A 16514-nucleotide genomic window follows, 5' to 3' on the forward strand; every position below is an offset into this window, starting at 1 on the left:
CGTAGAGCAGGGGGGCCGGGGGACGATCCGGCCGAACCATGCCGTTTGGGATGTTGTCAGTAACAGGACCTAGTCTTTGTCCGTGACTCTCCCTGCCCCGGCGAAGACCCTTCCGTCCCCGGCGCCGGGCCCGGCCGCCGACGAGGGCCTGGCCCGGCGGCTGCGCGCCCTCGCCTGCACCGCCCCGCTGCACGACCTCGACGTACGCAAGGCCAATCTGGCGGGCGAGTACGGCGTCTACGCGATGGCGGAGGTCGCGCTGGCCGCGATCGACCTGGTCACGCTCAACATGGACTTCGACACCGGCGCCGACCACGAGCAGATAGTGGCCAGGCTGCTGCCGCGCGTCGCGGCCCAGGCTCCGTCGCGGCCGGCGGCCGAGCACGAGCGGGTGGCCCGCTGGGTGCTGGAGAACCTGATCAACGTCGGCAGCGTGGACCGGGGCTTCCGCGCGATCTACGGCACCTTCGGTCCCGACGGCGTGTACGTGCGCCGCGACTACGACTTCAAGCTGGTCGAAGAGGTCCCCTACGGCGGCGCGGTCTACCTGCGCACCACCGACGAGGCCGTCAACGTCCTGGTCGGCGCCCTCGACACGGACGTCACCAGCGCCCAGATCGCCGCCGAGGTCAAGCTGGAGGTGCTGATCAGCCGCGGGCGGCTGGCGGACGCCCAGCTGGCCGCCGAGCAGGCCCGCTACCGGACCGTGCAGTACGCCGAGACCCTGCGCCGGACCCTGGACGCGACCCGGCGCAACGTCCGGGCGGTGGACTGGCTCCAGGCCGTCCCGGACATGATCGCCGAGGCCCTGGAGCACGTCGCCGACCGCTACCGCCACGAGAACGCGATCCTGACCAACATCCGCAAGGCGCGCGACGAGGCCGAGGAGCCGGAGAACAAGCGCCGCGCCGCCGAGCTCGTCGACATCGTCAAGGACTGCATCCGCCGCCACACCCAGCTGCAGTCCCGGCTGCTGGACGCGGGCCCGCTGTTCCGCGCCGAGCAGGACCGCCAGGCCTTCGCCGCCCCGGCGCCGCGCACCGGCATCGACCTGTACGGCCAGCTGGTCGCCCCGATCCTGCCGCTGCCCGTGGAGCAGGCGCGCCGGGTCACCGACGCCTTCTTCGCCGCGGGCGCCGGACTGCGCACGCCCGTATCGGTGCGGGTGGCCGACCTCGTCGAGATCCTGCTCACGCCGCCGGTGGAGCGCGAGCACCTCGGCGCGGAGATGCCGGAGCCGGACCTGATCGCCACCCCGGACGACAGCCGCTTCAGCGAGGAGCAGCTCGCCGCCGCGATGCAGCTCCTGGACCTGCCGCACGACGCTCCGCGCCGGCTGTCCGGGCTCCTCGCGGAGGCCCGCCGCAGCGACGCCGAACTGCCGTACCTGGTGGCCCTGCTGGCCGTCCACGCCGCGAGCCCGGCCGTCGGCACCGCGTACCGCCAGGGCGAGGAGCGGCTGCTCTTCGCCGTGGACGACGGCACGCAGCTCGACGACCCCGAGTTCGGCGGCGCCGACCTCATCGTCGGCACCGCCCTCCTCGACGCCGCCGGCATGGCCGCCGACCGCGCGGAGGCGTCGTGACCTGCCGTGTCCTCGCTCCGGCCGGACGAGTGGCGGCTGCCGCCCCGCCCGTGCCGAAGCCGGCTCCGCCGGCGTGTGCGGCGCGGGGGCCGGGGCGGAGCCCCGGGGAACCCGGCCCCGCCGGGCACCGGGCTCCGCCCGGAACCTCCCCCGGCTGCCGCCGGGCAGTACCCCCGGCTCGGACGCCGGCGGTGCCGGACCGCATCACCCGTACCGCCCGCATCACCCGTACCGCCCGTACGCCCCGTACCGCCCGTACGCCCCGTACGACCCGCACCGCCGAGGAGACGCACCCGTGAGCGACCACCACGCCGAGCACCCCGCGTGGAGCGAGCCCGACACCCCGTCGGCTCCCGTCGCGCCCGCCACCGGAGGGTCCGTGACCCCGGCGGACGCCGCCGACGCGGCCCGGCTCGTCGCCTTCGGGCTCCAGCCCAAGCTGGCCCCCGCCCGTGACGCCGAGTACGCCGAACTGCTCCGCCGCTACCGCGAGGAGCCCGCCTTCGGACGCCTCGCCGACGCCGTCGCGACCGGCCTCGGCCTCGTCGTCCTGGAGGTGTCCCCGCGCGCCGGCATGGCCGTGGCCGCCGACGAGGACTCCGTCTTCGCCGTCCGGATGGGCGACTACGCCCGCCGCACCGCCGCGGACTCCGCCGACCGGTTCCTGCACGGCCTCGCCCACCTCGCCGTCGCGGCCCTCGCCTTCCCGCGCCCCGAGGACCTCGCCGACGACGGCTACATCGGCCGCGTCACGGTCAACGGCGTCGACGCCTTCGTCCGGCAGACCTGCCGCCGCCTGGAGGAGCGCGCCGAGGAGCTCGGCGAGAACACCGACCCGGCCTCCGACGCCCCCGGCCTGGAGGCCGCCTGGCGCGTCTACGCCCGCCGCAGCGCCACCGGTGCCACCAAGGACGCCCGCCGCCTCGCCGGCTCCACCACCGGCATCGTCGGCAAGGCCGCCGCCTTCCTCACCGAATCCGGCTTCCTCCAGCGCACCGGCGACGAGGCCGGAGGCACCTACCGCACCACCCCCCGCTACCAGCTCCAGGTCCGCGACATGGCGGGCAGCTCGGCCATGGCCGAACTCCTGGAACTCGGCGTGGTCCCCGTCAGCGACGGCTCCGCCACCCTCCTGCCGCCGCCCGAGGGCGACGACCTGGAGCTGGCCGCCGACGCCGGGCTGCCCTTCCACGCCTGAGTCCCGATCCCCCGTAGACCCTGCCTCACCCAGACACCACGAGAGTCCGCCGCCATGTACGAGCTGTCCCGGATCCGCCTCTACTCCATCGGGCCCGCCGGCGCGCGCTACGCCGACACCGTGCTCGACCTGCGCGGAGTCGGCGAGCCGGTGCCCCACCCGGCGCCGACCCAGGCGGAGTTCTTCGAGGAGGAGCCGACCGGGCCGCCGCGCCGCCCCGCGCCCGCCGGCGTGCTCTTCCTGGAGAACGGCGGCGGCAAGTCCGTCCTCCTCAAGCTGATCTTCTCGGTGATGCTCCCCGGCCACCGCAACACCCTCGGCGGCGCCAGCTCCGGCGTCCTGCGCAAGTTCCTGCTCGCCGACGACTGCGGCCACGTGGCCCTGGAGTGGCAGCACACCCAGACCGGCGAGTGCGTGGTCGTCGGCAAGGTCAGCGAATGGCGCGGCCGGCAGGTCTCCAACGACCCCCGCAAGTTCGCCGAGGCCTGGTACTCCTTCCGTCCCGGGCCGGGGCTGAGCCTCGACAGCCTGCCCGTGGCCGAGTCCACCGCCGTGCGCCCGCCCGTCGAAGGCGCCTCCGGCGCGCAGGGCCGCCGCCGCACCATGAAGGGCTTCCGCGACGCGCTCACCGAGGCGGGCAAGGCCTACCCGCACCTCGAGGTCTACTTCGAGGAGATCCACGACCGCTGGAACGAGCACCTCACCGAGCTCGGCCTCGACCCCGAACTCTTCCGCTACCAGCGCGAGATGAACGCCGACGAGGGCGAGGCGGCCGGCCTCTTCGCGGTCAAGAAGGACTCCGACTTCACCGACCTGCTGCTGCGCGCGGTCACCGACACCCGCGACACGGACGGCCTCGCCGACCTCGTCCACGGCTTCGGCAACAAGCTCGGCCGCCGCGCCGAGCTCATGGCCGAACGCGACTTCACCGCCGGCTCGGTGGACCTGCTCACCAAGATCGTCGAAGCCGCCGCGACCCGCTCCCGGCTGCGCGACGTCCACGCGGGCGCCGAACGCCGCACGCGCACCCTCGCCCGCCGGCTGTCCGCCCGCGCCGCCGAGGAGCGCGGCCGGGCTGCCGACCTCGCCCAGCGGGTCACCGCCGCCGCCCACGACGTCACCGCCGCCGAGTCCGCCCGCACCCGCAGCGCGGCCGTCTCCGCCGAACTCGCCTACCGGCACGCCTCCCTGGCCCTCACCGTCGCCGACAAGGCCGCCGCCGCGCAGCGCCGCGAACTCCTCGAAGCCCGCACGCTGCACTCCGCCTGGCAGGCCGCCGAGACCGTGCTGCGCCACCGCGCCGCCGCCGACCGCTCCGCGCGCGTCGCCGCAGCGATCCGCGAGGCCGAGCGCGACGCCGCCCCGGCCCTGGCCGCCCGCGCCACGGCCGCCGGTGAGCTCGTACGGGCCCTGCACACCGCCGCCGAGGAGGGGGAGCGGCTCGCCAACGAGGAGGAGGAGCGCTCCGCCGCCCTCCAGGCCACGGGTGAGGACTCCCACCGCGACGCCACCGCCGCCGCCACGGCCGCCCAGCGGGCCCGCAGCGAGGCCGAACACCTCAGGGCCAGGCTCAGCGAGGTCCAGCAGGAGACCGCCGAGGCCGTCCGCGCCGGCTGGCTCGACGACTCCGCGCCCGATGCCGACCCGGCCCGCGCCGCACTCGCCGCCGCCGACGCCGAGAAGGCCGCCGTGGCCGCCTGGGACGAGTCCCGCGAGGCCGCCCGCGCCGCCGCCGAAGCCGCCCGTGAGGCCGCCGCCGCGGAATCCCGGGCCGAGCTGACCGCCGCCCGCGCCGCGGACGCCGCCGAGGCCGCCGAAGCCGCCCACGACGCCGAGTACCGTGCCGCCGGCTCCCTCGCCGCGTCCCCCCGCCTCGCCGAGCTCCTCGGACTGCCCTCGGCCGCGGACGCCGCGGACGTGTCGCTCCCCTCGCCCCGCACGGGCGACGGCTCCACCGGCCCGTCCGCCGCGGGCCCGGGCGCCCCCGGCGGCCCGCACGGCGAGGCGCCGGGCGCCGGCCGCACCGCGCTGGCCACCACCGTCGGCCTGCTCACCGTCGAGGACCTCGATCGGGGCGCCGACGACCTTCGCGAACTGCTGGCCGACGGGGTCGCCTCCGCCGAGCGCCAGCTGTTCGAGCTGCGCACCGCCGCCGCCGACGACTCCCGCATCCTCGGCGCGCTCGGCGACGGCGGCCTGCTGCCGCCCGGCCCCGACGTCCTCGCCACCGTCGAGTACCTCGGCGAACACGGCATCCCCGCGCTCCCCGGCTGGCGCTACCTCGCCCAGGCCGTGGACCCCGCCGACCACGCCGCCGTCCTCGCGGCCCGCCCCGAACTCGTCGACGGCGTCGTCATCACCGACCCCGACACCCACGGCCGGGCCCGCGAGGTCCTCTCCGGCGCCGCCCTGCTGCCCCGCTCCACCGTCGCCGTGGGCACGGCCGCGGCCCTGCTCGCCCCCGTGCCCCCGGCCGGCCCGGACGACGCCGTCTCCGGCATCTTCATCGTCACGCCGAACCCGGCCATGCACGACGAGCACGCCGCCGACGAGGAGCGCCAGGCGCTGCGCACCCGTGCAGGCGCCCGCGACACCGAGATCCGCGACCTCGCCGCCCGCCTCGCCGGCGACCGCGAGCTGTCCGCCCGGCTCGGCTCCTGGCGCGCCGGCTGCCCGAGCGGCCGCCTCACCGAGCTCGCAGAACACGCCGCCGCCGCCCGGATGTTCGCCGAGGAGGCCGACGCCGAGCTCGCGGAGGCCCGTACGGTGCGCGCCGAGGCCGACGAGGCCGCCGCCGACGCGGCCCGCGTCCGCGAGGAGCGCCAGGACACCGCCCAGCGCGCCCGCCGCGCCGCCGACGCCCTCGCGGGCCTCGCCTTCCGCCTGCGCGAGCGCGCCGGCTGGCAGGCCCGCGTGCGCGAACTCGCCGACGAGGCCGCCGAGTCCGAGGCCCGCGCCGAGGTCTGCCTCGACCGCGCCCGCGCCGCCGACGAGGACCGCCGCGCCGCCCAGCGCGCCGCCGACGACGCCCGCCGCACCGCCCGGGCCCTGCGCGCCGAGCGCGCCGAGATCGCCGGCGCCCCCGACCAGCTGCCCGACGACGACGGCCCGCGCGTCCCGCTGCCCGACCTGCGCGAGGCCTACCGCGCCGCCTCCCAGCTCTACGAGAAGGTCGGCGTCGGCGCCGACCTGCGCGCCGAGCAGGCCCGCGCCGAGAGCGACGAGAGCGCCGCCCTCGCCGAACTCGACCGCCTCACGAACAAGGTCCGCACCCGCGCCGCCCAGCTCCTGGAGGGCACCGACGGTGCCGACGGCCCGTCCCGCCAGGCCGCGGCCGCCCGCGCCGAGTCCCTCGTGCAGATGCTGGAGACCCGGGCGTCGACCGCCAGCGAGCAGCTCGGCCGGCTGCGCGGCGAGGCCGAACGGCACGCCCCCGCCGAAGGCGAGGCGCACACCGAACTGCCCGAGGAACTGGTCCCCGGAGACGTCGACCAGGCGCAGGCCCTGCTGCGCACGGCCACCGCCCAGCTCGCCGCCCACACCGCGGCCGTCGAGGGCGCCCGCGCCGCCCACACCGACCTGCTGCGCGCCCACCGCACCGCCGAGGACGGCGCCGGAGGCTTCGACGAGACCGCGGCGCTCCTGCGGGACCTGCTGCGCGACCACACCCACCAGGACGACGAGCAGGAGCCGGTGGCCCACCCCGGCACGCTGGAGGAGGCCCGCCAGTCGGCCACCGAGGCCCGCCGCTCCCTGCGCGGCTGCGCCGCCGACCTCTCGGCCGCCGAGTCCGCGGTGCGCGAGGCGAGCGACATCCTGGTCCGGCACGCCAACGCCACCCGCTACGAGCAGGTACGCACCCCCGCCCGCCAGCAGATCCGGGAGCTGCCCGCCTCCGCCCTGCCCGAGCACGCAGCGGCCTGGGCGGCCGCCTTCGCCCCCCGTCTGCGCGTCCTCACCGACGAGCTGGCGCAGCTGGAGCGCAACCGCGACAGCATCGTCGACCGGCTGCGCGGCCTGGTCGAATCAGCCCTGGCCACCCTCCGTTCCGCGCAGCGCCTCTCCCAGCTCCCCGAAGGCCTCGGCGAATGGTCCGGGCAGGAGTTCCTCCGGATCCGCTTCGAGGAGCCCGACCAGGCCACCCTCACGGAGCGGCTGGGCGAGGTCATCGACGAGGCGACCCGTGCGGCCGTGAAGAAGAACAGCAGCGCCTCCTTCGGAGAGGGCCGCCGCGACGGCATGTCCCTGCTGCTGAGGGGCGTCCAGGCGGCCCTCGAACCCAAGGGGATCTCGGTGGAGATCCTCAAGCCGGACGCCGTGCTGCGCGCCGAGCGGGTGCCGGTGGGGCAGATGGGCGACGTGTTCTCCGGCGGGCAGCTGCTGACCGCCGCGATCGCGCTGTACTGCACGATGGCCGCGCTGCGCAGCAACGACCGGGGCCGCGACAAGCACCGGCACGCCGGCACGCTGTTCCTCGACAACCCGATCGGCCGCGCCAACGCCACCTACCTGCTGGAGCTCCAGCGGGCCGTGTCGGACGCGCTCGGCGTGCAGCTGCTCTACACGACCGGACTGTTCGACACGACCGCCCTGGCCGAGTTCCCGCTGGTGATCCGCCTGCGCAACGACGCGGACCTGCGGGCGGGCCTGAAGTACATCAGCGTCGAGGAGCACCTGCGCCCGGGCCTGCCGCAGCAGTCCACGGAGGGGGAGACCATCCACGGCGAGATCACGGCCACCCGGATGTTCCGCCGCGGCGCCGCGCCGACCGCCTGACGCGCCCCCGCGCACGCGTCCTGAGCGCGCCCACCGGCCCGCGGGCCGGTGGGTCCCCGGGTCGGTCCGGCGCCGGGGCCCACGGGCCCGGTCAGGCCGTCGGACGCCCGCTCAGCGCCTGCCGAACCCCGCCAGGGGCCCGTCCTCGCGGGCTATTCGGGCCGGGCCGGCGAGCTTGCGCGCCGTCCGCGAGGCCTTGGCCGCCCGACGGGCCTCACGGCGGCGCAGCCGCGCCGTACTGCTCGGCTCGGACACGACCCCGTACCGCTGGTTCCACGTCTGCCGGGTGATCCACACGTCCAGCACGGCCCAGGTGGCCACGACGGTCGCCGCGACCGCCCCGAGAACCATCGGGAAGGCCAGCCAGGAGCCGGTCAGGCTCAGGAAGAACGCGATCGTCGCCTGGGTCAGGGTCACCGCCACGACCAGCACCGCCCGCACCGCCGAGACCCGCACCGGGTCCGGCATCCGGCGCCGGCGCGCCGGCTCCTCCACCCACAGGCCGCGCCTCGCCGCACCGGCGCCGCCGCCCTCGTCACTCCTCATGGTCCGCTCACTCCCCACCGCGGTCCGCCTTGCCTACCCCAACACGTCTACCCCGACGCGCCCCTCGTACAGACAGACGTCCGACGGCACCCGGAGATTCCCGAATCCCGGATGCCTCCTCAGGTGGCAAAGATCGCGGAACGAATAATTCCAGCCATCCATCAGGGTGCGGGAACTGACGCCCCACCAAGTGTCATCTGCCACATATCGGGCCGCTCTTGACCGGAAGTATCGGACAACTGGTGATCTTCACACAGGGGGCAGGCCGAAAACGTCCGGACACGCCTTCGAACCTACTCCGCAGCAGTAGTAGGCTCACGCCGTTTAAATGACGGAACACCGACCCCCGGCAACGGGGTTGACCTGGGGGAGGCTGGGGAGGCCATGCGCTTTCGCGGGAAATCCATCCGCCGGAAGATCGTGGCGTTGCTCCTTGTGCCGCTCGTCTCCCTGACCGCCCTCTGGGGCTTCGCCACGGTCATCACGGGCCGTCAGGCCATCCAACTCTTCGACGTGGCCTACGTCATCGACAAGGTCGGCTACCCGATCGAGGACGTCGCCCGCGTCATCCAGAAGGAGCGGCGCCAGACCCTCGTCGTCCTCGGAGACCCCCGGGCCGCCACCGCCACCGCCGAACTCGCCAAGCGCCGCGCCGAGACCGATCAGGCCGTCGAGAAGATCAGCGTCAGCGCCCGCGACCCGAAGGTCGTCGACGAGCTCAGCCCGCAGAGCGCCCAGCGCCTGCGCTCGATCGTCACCGCGTTCCACGGCATCGGCTCCATGCGCCGCTCCGTCGACCAGAACGCCCTCGACCCCGGCCAGGCCCTGGAGCTCTACAACCGGCTGGTCGACCCCTGCTACGACTTCCTCATGAACCTCCACGGCCTGGACAACGTCGAGGTCGACAAGGAGGGACGCGCCCTCGTCGGCATCAGCCGCGCCCGCGAGCTCCTCTCCCGCGAGGACGCCGTGATCGCCTCCACCCTCGCCGCGCGCAACATCACCGCGGGCGACGTCCGGCGCGTCTCCGACTTCGCCGCCAACCGCACGCTGCTCTACGAGTTCAACCTCGTGACCCTCCCCTCCGGCGACCGGGAGATCTTCGAGCAGTACTGGAAGGACCCCCAGACCCAGCCGCTGCGCGACGCCGAGGAGCGCTTCATCTCCGGCGGCGCGGTCAACAAGCCGCGCAACCTCACCGCCGCCCAGTGGGACGAGGCCTCCTCCAAGGTCCTCGACGACCTGGCGAGCATGAACACCGACGCCGGCGACCGCTACCAGCGGCGCATCGAGCCCGTGGCCACGGACGTCATGATCCAGGCCGCCGGCGCCGGCATCCTCGGCTTCCTCGCCCTGATCGTGTCCCTCGTCCTCTCCGTGCGCATAGGCCGCGACCTGGTCCGCGACCTGTCCCGGCTGCGCAAGGAGGCCCACGAGGCCTCCGGCGTCCGCCTGCCCAGCGTCATGCGCCGCCTCGCCGCCGGCGAACACGTCGACGTCGAGACCGAGGCCCCGCACCTCGAGTACGAGAAGGACGAGGTCGGCCAGGTCGGCCAGGCCCTCAACACCCTCCAGCGCGCCGCCGTCGAGGCCGCCGTCAAGCAGGCCGACCTGCGGCGCGGCGTCTCCGAGGTGTTCGTCAACCTCGCCCGCCGCAACCAGGTGCTGCTCCACCGCCAGCTGACCCTCCTCGACACGATGGAGCGCCGCACCGAGGACACCGAGGAGCTCGCCGACCTCTTCCGCCTCGACCACATGACCACCCGCATGCGCCGCCACGCCGAGGGCCTGGTGATCCTCTCCGGCGCCGCCCCCTCCCGCCAGTGGCGCAAGCCCGTCCAGCTCATGGACGTCGTACGGGCCGCCGTCGCCGAGGTCGAGGACTACGAGCGCATCGAGGTACGCCGCCTCACCCGCCTCGGCATCGTCGGCCCGGCCGTCGCCGACGTCACCCACCTCATCGCCGAACTCCTCGAGAACGCCACGGTGTTCTCCCCGCCGCACACCGCGGTCCAGGTGCACGGCGAGCGCGTGGCCAACGGCTTCACCCTCGAGATCCATGACCGGGGCCTCGGCATGACCCCGGAGGCGCTGCTCGACGCGAACCTCCGGCTCGCCGAGACCCCCGAGTTCGAACTCTCCGACACCGACCGGCTCGGCCTGTTCGTCGTCAGCCGCCTCGCGCAGCGCCACAGCGTCAAGGTCGTCCTCCAGCCCAGCCCGTACGGGGGCACCACCGCGGTGGTCTTCCTCCCCTCGGCCCTGCTGACCGACGCCCCCGAGACCAGCGGCAGCGGCGTACGGCTGGACGGCCCCCGGCCCGGCAAGGCCGGCAGCAGGGCCGCGAAGGCCGGCCAGATCGGCAGGACGCACTCCGAGCGGCCCGTGACCTCCACCGTGGAGCGCGCGTCCGCCGGCCGCCCGCTGCCCACCGCCGAACTGCGCGGCCCGGTGGAGCTGGAGGCCCCGCTCGGCGGCCGCGGCCTGGACGGCATGGACGTCCTCGACGGTGCCGCCGCCCTGGACGAGGACCCGGCCGCCGTCACGAGCCGCCCCGGCGGCGCCCGCCCGGCCATGGCGACCCTCGACGACGAGACCCCGCCGAACGGCACCCCGCGCAGCGCCCTGCTCGGCCTGCGCCCGGCGGACCGGCCGCACACCGACCGGCACGCCGAGCGGGGCGGCGCCCGAGAGCCGCTCGCCCCCACCGGTCCGGTCCGGCTGGACACCCAGCGCCTGGAGGTCCCGCGTCCCGACGGCCCCCGCTCCCAGGGAGCCGTACCGCTGCCGCGCCGCCGTCCCACCCCGACCCTGGTCGCCGAACACGGCCGCCGGGTGGACCCCCGCCCGGTCTCCGTGGTCCCGCAGCAGGCCCCCACGGCCGGATCCGACGACACGGAACCCGCCGTCGGCCCGGACACCGGCGGGCTGCCCCGCCGCATCCGTCAGGCCAGCCTGGCACCGCAGCTCAAGAAGTCCGCGTCGTCCGCGCCCGCCGAAGCCGCCCCCGACCAGGTGGCAGACCGCGACGCGGAGGACGTACGCACGCGCATGTCCGCACTCCAGCGTGGCTGGACGGCGGGCCGCAACCGGCACGCACAGCAGCAGTCCGAGACCGAGGCGGGCACAACCCCCGCCGGCGGTCCCGCGAACGAGAACGAAGGGGACGGTCGATGACCGCACCGCAGACCGGCAACGACAGCAGGGGCCGCGGCTCCGGCCCGCTCAACTGGCTCCTCGACGAGCTCGTCGACCGGGTCGGATCCATCCGCAAGGCGGTGGTCCTCTCCGGCGACGGCCTGCCCACGGGCAGCTCCAAGGACCTGACCCGCGAGGACAGCGAGCACCTGGCGGCGGTCGCCTCCGGGTTCCACAGCCTGGCCAAGGGCGTCGGCCGGCACTTCGACTCCGGCCGGGTCCGCCAGACCGTGGTCGAGCTCGACGAGGCCTTCCTCTTCGTCATGGCCGCGGGCGACGGCAGCTGCCTGGCCGTGCTGGCCGACGCCGACTCCGACGTCGGGCAGGTCGCGTACGAGATGACGCTGATGGTCAAGCGGGTGGGGGACCACCTGGCAACCGCCCCACGCACCGGGCTGCCAGCCGGAGGGTGAGTCGGAAGGCATGAGCGACCCAGGCCAGGACCATCTCGCCGACATTCCCGCCGGCATGCCCTTCGACCCGTCCGCCCCAGACCACGCGCACTGGTTCGACGACGACGCGGGTCCCGTCGTACGCCCCTACGCCATGACCCGCGGGCGGACCAGCCACGCGGGCCAGCACCGCCTCGACCTGATCGCCCTCGTCGTCGCCGAACCGGCGGCCGAGGATCCGGTCTGGGACATGACCCTCTCCCCGGAACACGCCCACATCCTCGGGCTGTGCCGGGACCGGCCCCAGTCGGTCGCCGAACTCGCGGCCGACCTCGACCTCGCGGTCGGGGTCGTACGCGTCCTCATCGGCGACCTGGTCGATGAGGAACTGGTCCACGTGACCAGGCCGGTACCCCCGGCAGAACTGCCCGATGAATCCATTCTGCGTGAGGTGATCGATGGCCTTCGGGCGCTTTAGCCGCACCGGTGCCATGCACGCGGTGTCGCCGGTCGAGCCGCTGACCTTGAAGATCCTGGTCGCGGGAGGCTTCGGGGTGGGCAAGACCACCCTGGTCAGCGCGGTCAGCGAGATCAGACCGCTCCGGACCGAGGAACGGCTCTCCGAGCCCGGCGTCGGCGTCGACGACACCGGGGGAGTGGAGGGCAAGAGCACCACGACCGTGGCCATGGACTTCGGGCGCATCACGCTCCGCGAGGACCTGGTGCTGTACCTGTTCGGCACGCCCGGACAGGACCGCTTCTGGTTCCTGTGGGACGAGTTGGCCCAGGGCTCCCTGGGCGCCGTGGTCCTCGCGGACACCCGCCGGCTGGCCGACTGCTTCGCGGCGATCGACTACTTCGAGCGGCGCGCGATCCCGTTCGTGGTCGCGGTCAACTGCTTCGACGGAGCGGACCGCCACCCCGTGGTGACCGTACGGACGGCACTCGACCTCGATCCCGGGGTGCCGGTGCTGCTGTGCGACGCACGGGACCGGGAGTCCGTGAAGGACGTGCTGGTGGGGGTCGTGGAACACGCGATGTCCCTGGCCCGCGAACGGCGCCGGAGCCTGTCCGCGGGGGCCTGAACCGGCGGGGCCGCTCCGGCGGCCCGCCGGGGCCCGTCACCGGTGCGAGACATGGGCGCGACCCGTACCCCCGCCGACTGGGGTACGGGCCGCAGCTCTCACGGGGGGATCGCGGTCCCGGTCGCGGCGCGGGACTGTGGAGCGAGTGTGAACCTGCCGCAGGGGGCCGTCAAGCGTTCGGACGACACGAACTGTCGACGCGAACTGATCAACGCACGGCGACGACTGCCGACCCGTGCCCGAACAGCCCCTGGTTGGCGGTGATCCCCGCCCGTGCACCGGGCACCTGACGCTCCCCGGCCGTACCGCGCAACTGCCACGTCAGCTCGCACACCTGCGCGATGGCCTGGGCCGGTACCGCCTCCCCGAACGAGGCCAGTCCGCCACTGGTGTTGACGGGAATCCGCCCGCCCAGGGCCGTCGCCCCCTCCCGCACCAGCTTCGCCCCCTCGCCCTCGGCGCACAGCCCGATGTCCTCGTACCACTCCAGCTCCAGAGCGGTGGACAGGTCGTACACCTCGGCGAGCGAGAGGTCCTGCGGCCCGAGCCCCGCCTCCTCGTAGGCGGCGCGAGCGATCGAGGACCGGAAGGATCCGGCCGCCGCGTCCGCGGCCGTCGTCGAGTCGGTGGCGATGTCCGGCAGGTCCAGCACCGTCCGCGGATAGGTGGGCGTCACCGTCGACACGGCCCGGATCCGCACCGGATCGGCCACCCCGCGCGAGCGCGCGAAGTCCATGCTGGTGAGCACCAGCGCCGCGCCCCCGTCGGAGGTCGCGCAGATGTCGAGCAGCCGGAGCGGATCGGCGACCACCGCCGAGGCGGCGACCTCGTCCGCGGTGACGGCCTTGCGGTAGCGGGCGTGCGGGTTGAGCCGTCCGGCCGCCGCGTTCTTCACCTTGACCTGGGCGAAGTCCTCCAGGGTGTCCCCGTGCACGGCCATCCGGCGGCGGGCGTAGAGCGCGAAGTACGCCGGGTTGGTAGCCCCCAGTACACGGAACCGCAGCCAGTCCGGATCGTCCGGCCGCTCGCCACCGGCCGGTGCGAAGAACCCCTTGGGCGCCGCGTCCGCGCCGACCACGAGGACCACGTCGGCCAGGCCGGCCAGGATCTGTGCCCGGGCCGCCCCGATCGCCTGGGCCCCGGAGGCGCAGGCCGCGTACACGCTGGTCACCCGGGCGCCCTGCCAGCCGAGGGCCCGGGCGAAGGTGGCTCCGGCCACGTAGCCCGGGTATCCGGAGCGCACGGTGTCGGCGCCGACGATCGACCCCACGTCCGCCCAGCCCAGTCCGGCGTCCGCGAGCGCCGCCCGGGCCGCGGTCCGCCCGTACTCGACGAAGCTGCGGCCCCATTTGCCCCACGGGTGCATGCCGGCCCCCAGGACGGCGACCTCGGCGCTCACGCGGCCCCTCCCACCGGCTTGAACTGCCAGGTCACCCAAGTGGTTTCGGCGTCCTCGTTCAGCACGCCGCCCACCACCTCGACCTCCGTGCCCACCGCCAGGTCGGCGACCCCGGTCCCGGGCGCGGCCTGCCCCAGCACGACCATCCCCTCGGCCTCCAGCTCCACCGCGAGCAGGGTGTACGGCTCCCAGGGCTCGGCCGGGTCGGACACGTACGGCGCGGGCGGCCGGTAGCGCCCGTCGGTGTAGGACCAGACGCGGCCCCGGGGCGAGAGCGGCACCTCGGCGAGCTCCCCGCCGCCGGGGCACCGCGGGTTGCGGCAGTAGGCGTCCTCGCGGGGGAAGAACACCGCGGTACAGGCCGAGCACCGGGTGCCGAGCAGCCGGAAGCCGCCCCCGTCCGGCGCGTTCTCGGTGAACCACCCGCTCACGACGGGTGTGCGTGTGCGTGCCAAGACCCCTCCCATGCCGAAGAGCTGACGCATCGTCAGAAGTGAGGAGTCTGCCACGGCCGCCCGGCCCGGGTCACCGGTTCTCGGCGAGCCACTTCCGGGCGATCTCGTCCAGCTCCGCGTCCCGCCCGGCCAGCATCATCCGGATCATCTGTGCGTCCCCGCGCAGCGACCACGCCGGATGCCCGAAGGTGGCCGGATTGTTCCCCTCGATCAGGAAGTGAGCCGGCCAGGCGGTCCCGTACCCGATCAGGGGGAGGGAGGCGAGCCAGCGCTTGCGGCCGCGCGCCACCCCGTAGGCGGTCAGCGCCAAGCCGGTGAGCGTCCCCGTGAGATGCACCCAGCGGGTGGCGGCGCGGGAGTGCATCGCGACGTAGTACGGCCAGAATTCCTCGTACGAGCTGAAAGTCATGCGGGCAAGGTACTCACGGCCGGACCTCGGCGACAGCGACGGGGAAGTCGAAATACGTGTCCGGGTAGGCCTCGGGCTTGTACGTGAAATGCCACCACTCCTCGGGAAGGTTCACGAACCCCTGCTCGCCCAGCACCCGCTTCAGCAACTGCCGGTTGGCGCGGGCGGCGCCAGTCACCCGCGGATCGTCCGTGTGCGACAGCGGATCGAAGAAGTCGAAGGCGGTCCCCATGTCGACCTCCCGGCCGGGAAGTTCCACCAGAGTCAGGTCGACCGTGCTCCCGCGGCTGTGCCCGGACTTCTCCGCGATGTACCCGTCGGGAATCAGCCGGCCGCGCTCCACCCCCGGATAGAACTCCGCCTTGCGCGCCAGATCCTCCGGACCGTCCTCCTCCTGCGCCCACCGTACGAACAGGTCCACCGCCCGCTGGGGCCGGTAGCAGTCGTACACCCGCAGCGAGTAACCCCGCCGCAACAGCACCCGCTGCGCCCGCCGCAGCGCCTCCGCCGCGGGCGGGGCCAGCAGGCACTCCGGCTCCTCGTACCCGTCGACCACCGCGCCGGTGAAGTTCCGCTCGCCCGCGTACCGCATGTCCTGCCGGATGCTCGGATCCACCACCCGCAGCGCAGTGAACCCGGGCGGCGCCGCAGCCCCGCCCGCCAGCACCCCGACCAGCCCCACAACAACCGTCATCCGCATACCCCTTGGCATACCATCACCGCATGCCGGAACACCTGAGGGACTCGCACTGCTCCACCTGCGGAGCGCCGTACGGCACGACCGCCTGGCCCCGCACCTGCCCGTCGTGCGGCGCCACCGCCTACCGCAACCCCCTCCCCGTAGCCGTCACCCTCCTCCCCGTCGAGGACGCTGACGGCACCGGCCTCGTCGTCATCACCCGGACGATCGAACCGGCCCTCGGCGGCATCGCCCTCCCCGGCGGCTTCATCGACTTCGGCGAGGACTGGCGCGACGCCGTCGTCCGCGAGCTGCGCGAGGAGACCGGCATCACCGCCCCCGCCTCGGACGTCACCCTGGCCGACGCCCTGAGCTCCCCGGCCGGCCACCTCCTCCTCTTCGGCCTTCTCCCGCCCCGGTCCGCGGACACCCTCCCCGCCTCGAAGCCGACGGACGAGACCACGGGCTGGCACGTCCTGCGCGCCCCCGAGGCACTGGCCTTCCCCCTCCACACCCGGGCAGCGGCCTCCTGGTTCGCGGGCCGCTACGCCTGAGCCCCGGGCCCCGCCCGACACTCCCGGCCCCGCCGGCGTTCGAGGCGCGGGGTCCGGGGGCGCAGCCGCGTTCCTGAAGCCGCACCCGCCCGCACCGCTCCGCACCCGCCCGCACCCGCCCGCGCCGCTCCGCACCCACCCACCCGCACCCGCCCGCACCCGCCCGCGCCGCTCCGCACCCACCCACCCGCACCCGCCCGCACCCGCCCGCACCGCTCCGCACCCACCCACCCGCCCC

Annotated in this window: 13 protein-coding genes; 8 read left to right on the top strand and 5 right to left on the bottom strand. The window is 74.8% G+C overall.

Going from position 1 to position 16514, the window contains the following annotated elements; all coding sequences use genetic code 11:
• The first annotated feature begins 82 nt into the window (after nt 1-82).
• From OHA91_RS31025 to OHA91_RS31035, 3 genes are all read left to right on the top strand, one after another.
• The gene (locus tag OHA91_RS31025) at nt 83-1585 is read left to right on the top strand and encodes a hypothetical protein (RefSeq protein WP_031154901.1); all 1503 of its coding nucleotides are present in this window, start codon (nt 83-85) and stop codon (nt 1583-1585) included.
• A 295-nt stretch (nt 1586-1880) separates the two neighbouring features.
• Entirely contained in the window at nt 1881-2783 is a 903-nt protein-coding gene (locus tag OHA91_RS31030; protein ID WP_031154902.1) for a hypothetical protein, read from the top strand.
• Nucleotides 2784-2837: 54 nt separating this feature from the next.
• Entirely contained in the window at nt 2838-7559 is a 4722-nt protein-coding gene (locus OHA91_RS31035) for a hypothetical protein (protein WP_031154903.1), read from the top strand.
• A 111-nt stretch (nt 7560-7670) separates the two neighbouring features.
• Here the strand turns inward: OHA91_RS31035 and OHA91_RS31040 are convergent, their stop codons facing one another.
• The gene (locus tag OHA91_RS31040; RefSeq protein ID WP_051893439.1) at nt 7671-8105 is read right to left on the bottom strand and encodes a hypothetical protein; all 435 of its coding nucleotides are present in this window, start codon (nt 8103-8105) and stop codon (nt 7671-7673) included.
• Nucleotides 8106-8525: 420 nt separating this feature from the next.
• On the opposite strand from OHA91_RS31040, the gene OHA91_RS31045 reads away from it, so the two are divergent.
• From OHA91_RS31045 to OHA91_RS31060, 4 genes are read left to right on the top strand one after another with little or no spacing between them, the layout of a single operon-like run.
• The gene (locus tag OHA91_RS31045) at nt 8526-11282 is read left to right on the top strand and encodes a sensor histidine kinase (RefSeq protein WP_408059195.1); all 2757 of its coding nucleotides are present in this window, start codon (nt 8526-8528) and stop codon (nt 11280-11282) included.
• Complete coding sequence (locus OHA91_RS31050; RefSeq protein ID WP_030964627.1) at nt 11279-11716, top strand: roadblock/LC7 domain-containing protein; 438 nt, start codon at nt 11279-11281, stop codon at nt 11714-11716. The genes OHA91_RS31045 and OHA91_RS31050 overlap by 4 nt, the downstream gene beginning before the upstream one ends.
• A gap of 55 nt (nt 11717-11771) precedes the next feature.
• Nucleotides 11772-12173 carry a DUF742 domain-containing protein gene (locus OHA91_RS31055; RefSeq protein ID WP_031154907.1) on the top strand — a complete coding sequence of 134 codons (402 nt, stop codon included), beginning with the start codon at nt 11772-11774 and terminating at the stop codon, nt 12171-12173.
• Nucleotides 12154-12780: a GTP-binding protein gene (locus OHA91_RS31060; protein ID WP_030016310.1), complete on the top strand. Its 627-nt coding sequence runs from the start codon at nt 12154-12156 to the stop codon at nt 12778-12780. The genes OHA91_RS31055 and OHA91_RS31060 overlap by 20 nt, the downstream gene beginning before the upstream one ends.
• Nucleotides 12781-12988: 208 nt before the next feature.
• On the opposite strand, the gene OHA91_RS31065 is transcribed toward OHA91_RS31060, so the two are convergent.
• The 4 genes from OHA91_RS31065 to OHA91_RS31080 form a co-directional block, all read right to left on the bottom strand.
• On the bottom strand, nt 12989-14179 hold the full coding sequence (locus tag OHA91_RS31065; RefSeq protein ID WP_328740420.1) for a lipid-transfer protein: 1191 nt from the start codon (nt 14177-14179) through the stop codon (nt 12989-12991).
• Nucleotides 14176-14634 (bottom strand): Zn-ribbon domain-containing OB-fold protein, encoded by a 459-nt coding sequence (locus OHA91_RS31070; protein WP_245240212.1) that lies wholly within the window; start codon nt 14632-14634, stop codon nt 14176-14178. The genes OHA91_RS31065 and OHA91_RS31070 overlap by 4 nt, the downstream gene beginning before the upstream one ends.
• Before the next feature lie 70 nt (nt 14635-14704).
• Nucleotides 14705-15043 (bottom strand): DUF962 domain-containing protein, encoded by a 339-nt coding sequence (locus tag OHA91_RS31075; protein ID WP_031154915.1) that lies wholly within the window; start codon nt 15041-15043, stop codon nt 14705-14707.
• 13 nt (nt 15044-15056) lie between these two features.
• On the bottom strand, nt 15057-15737 hold the full coding sequence (locus OHA91_RS31080) for a M15 family metallopeptidase (protein WP_328740423.1): 681 nt from the start codon (nt 15735-15737) through the stop codon (nt 15057-15059).
• 29 nt (nt 15738-15766) lie between these two features.
• Here OHA91_RS31080 and OHA91_RS31085 point away from each other — a divergent pair, with 29 nt between their 5' ends.
• Entirely contained in the window at nt 15767-16276 is a 510-nt protein-coding gene (locus OHA91_RS31085) for an NUDIX domain-containing protein (protein ID WP_031154919.1), read from the top strand.
• Nucleotides 16277-16514: the final 238 nt, after the last annotated feature.

Origin of the sequence: Streptomyces erythrochromogenes, from assembly GCF_036170895.1 — a bacterium.
In the GTDB taxonomy this organism is placed as follows: domain Bacteria; phylum Actinomycetota; class Actinomycetes; order Streptomycetales; family Streptomycetaceae; genus Streptomyces; species Streptomyces erythrochromogenes.

What these genes read in the sequence shown, in the direction of transcription:
- OHA91_RS31075 (WP_031154915.1), bottom strand. Translation starts at nt 15,043, where the DNA reads ATGACTTTCAGCTCGTACGAGGAATTCTGGCCGTACTACGTCGCGATG.
- OHA91_RS31085 (WP_031154919.1), top strand. Translation starts at nt 15,767, where the DNA reads ATGCCGGAACACCTGAGGGACTCGCACTGCTCCACCTGCGGAGCGCCG.
- OHA91_RS31080 (WP_328740423.1), bottom strand. Translation starts at nt 15,737, where the DNA reads ATGACGGTTGTTGTGGGGCTGGTCGGGGTGCTGGCGGGCGGGGCTGCG.
- OHA91_RS31060 (WP_030016310.1), top strand. Translation starts at nt 12,154, where the DNA reads ATGGCCTTCGGGCGCTTTAGCCGCACCGGTGCCATGCACGCGGTGTCG.
- OHA91_RS31040 (WP_051893439.1), bottom strand. Translation starts at nt 8,105, where the DNA reads ATGAGGAGTGACGAGGGCGGCGGCGCCGGTGCGGCGAGGCGCGGCCTG.
- OHA91_RS31055 (WP_031154907.1), top strand. Translation starts at nt 11,772, where the DNA reads ATGCCCTTCGACCCGTCCGCCCCAGACCACGCGCACTGGTTCGACGAC.
- OHA91_RS31035 (WP_031154903.1), top strand. Translation starts at nt 2,838, where the DNA reads ATGTACGAGCTGTCCCGGATCCGCCTCTACTCCATCGGGCCCGCCGGC.
- OHA91_RS31050 (WP_030964627.1), top strand. Translation starts at nt 11,279, where the DNA reads ATGACCGCACCGCAGACCGGCAACGACAGCAGGGGCCGCGGCTCCGGC.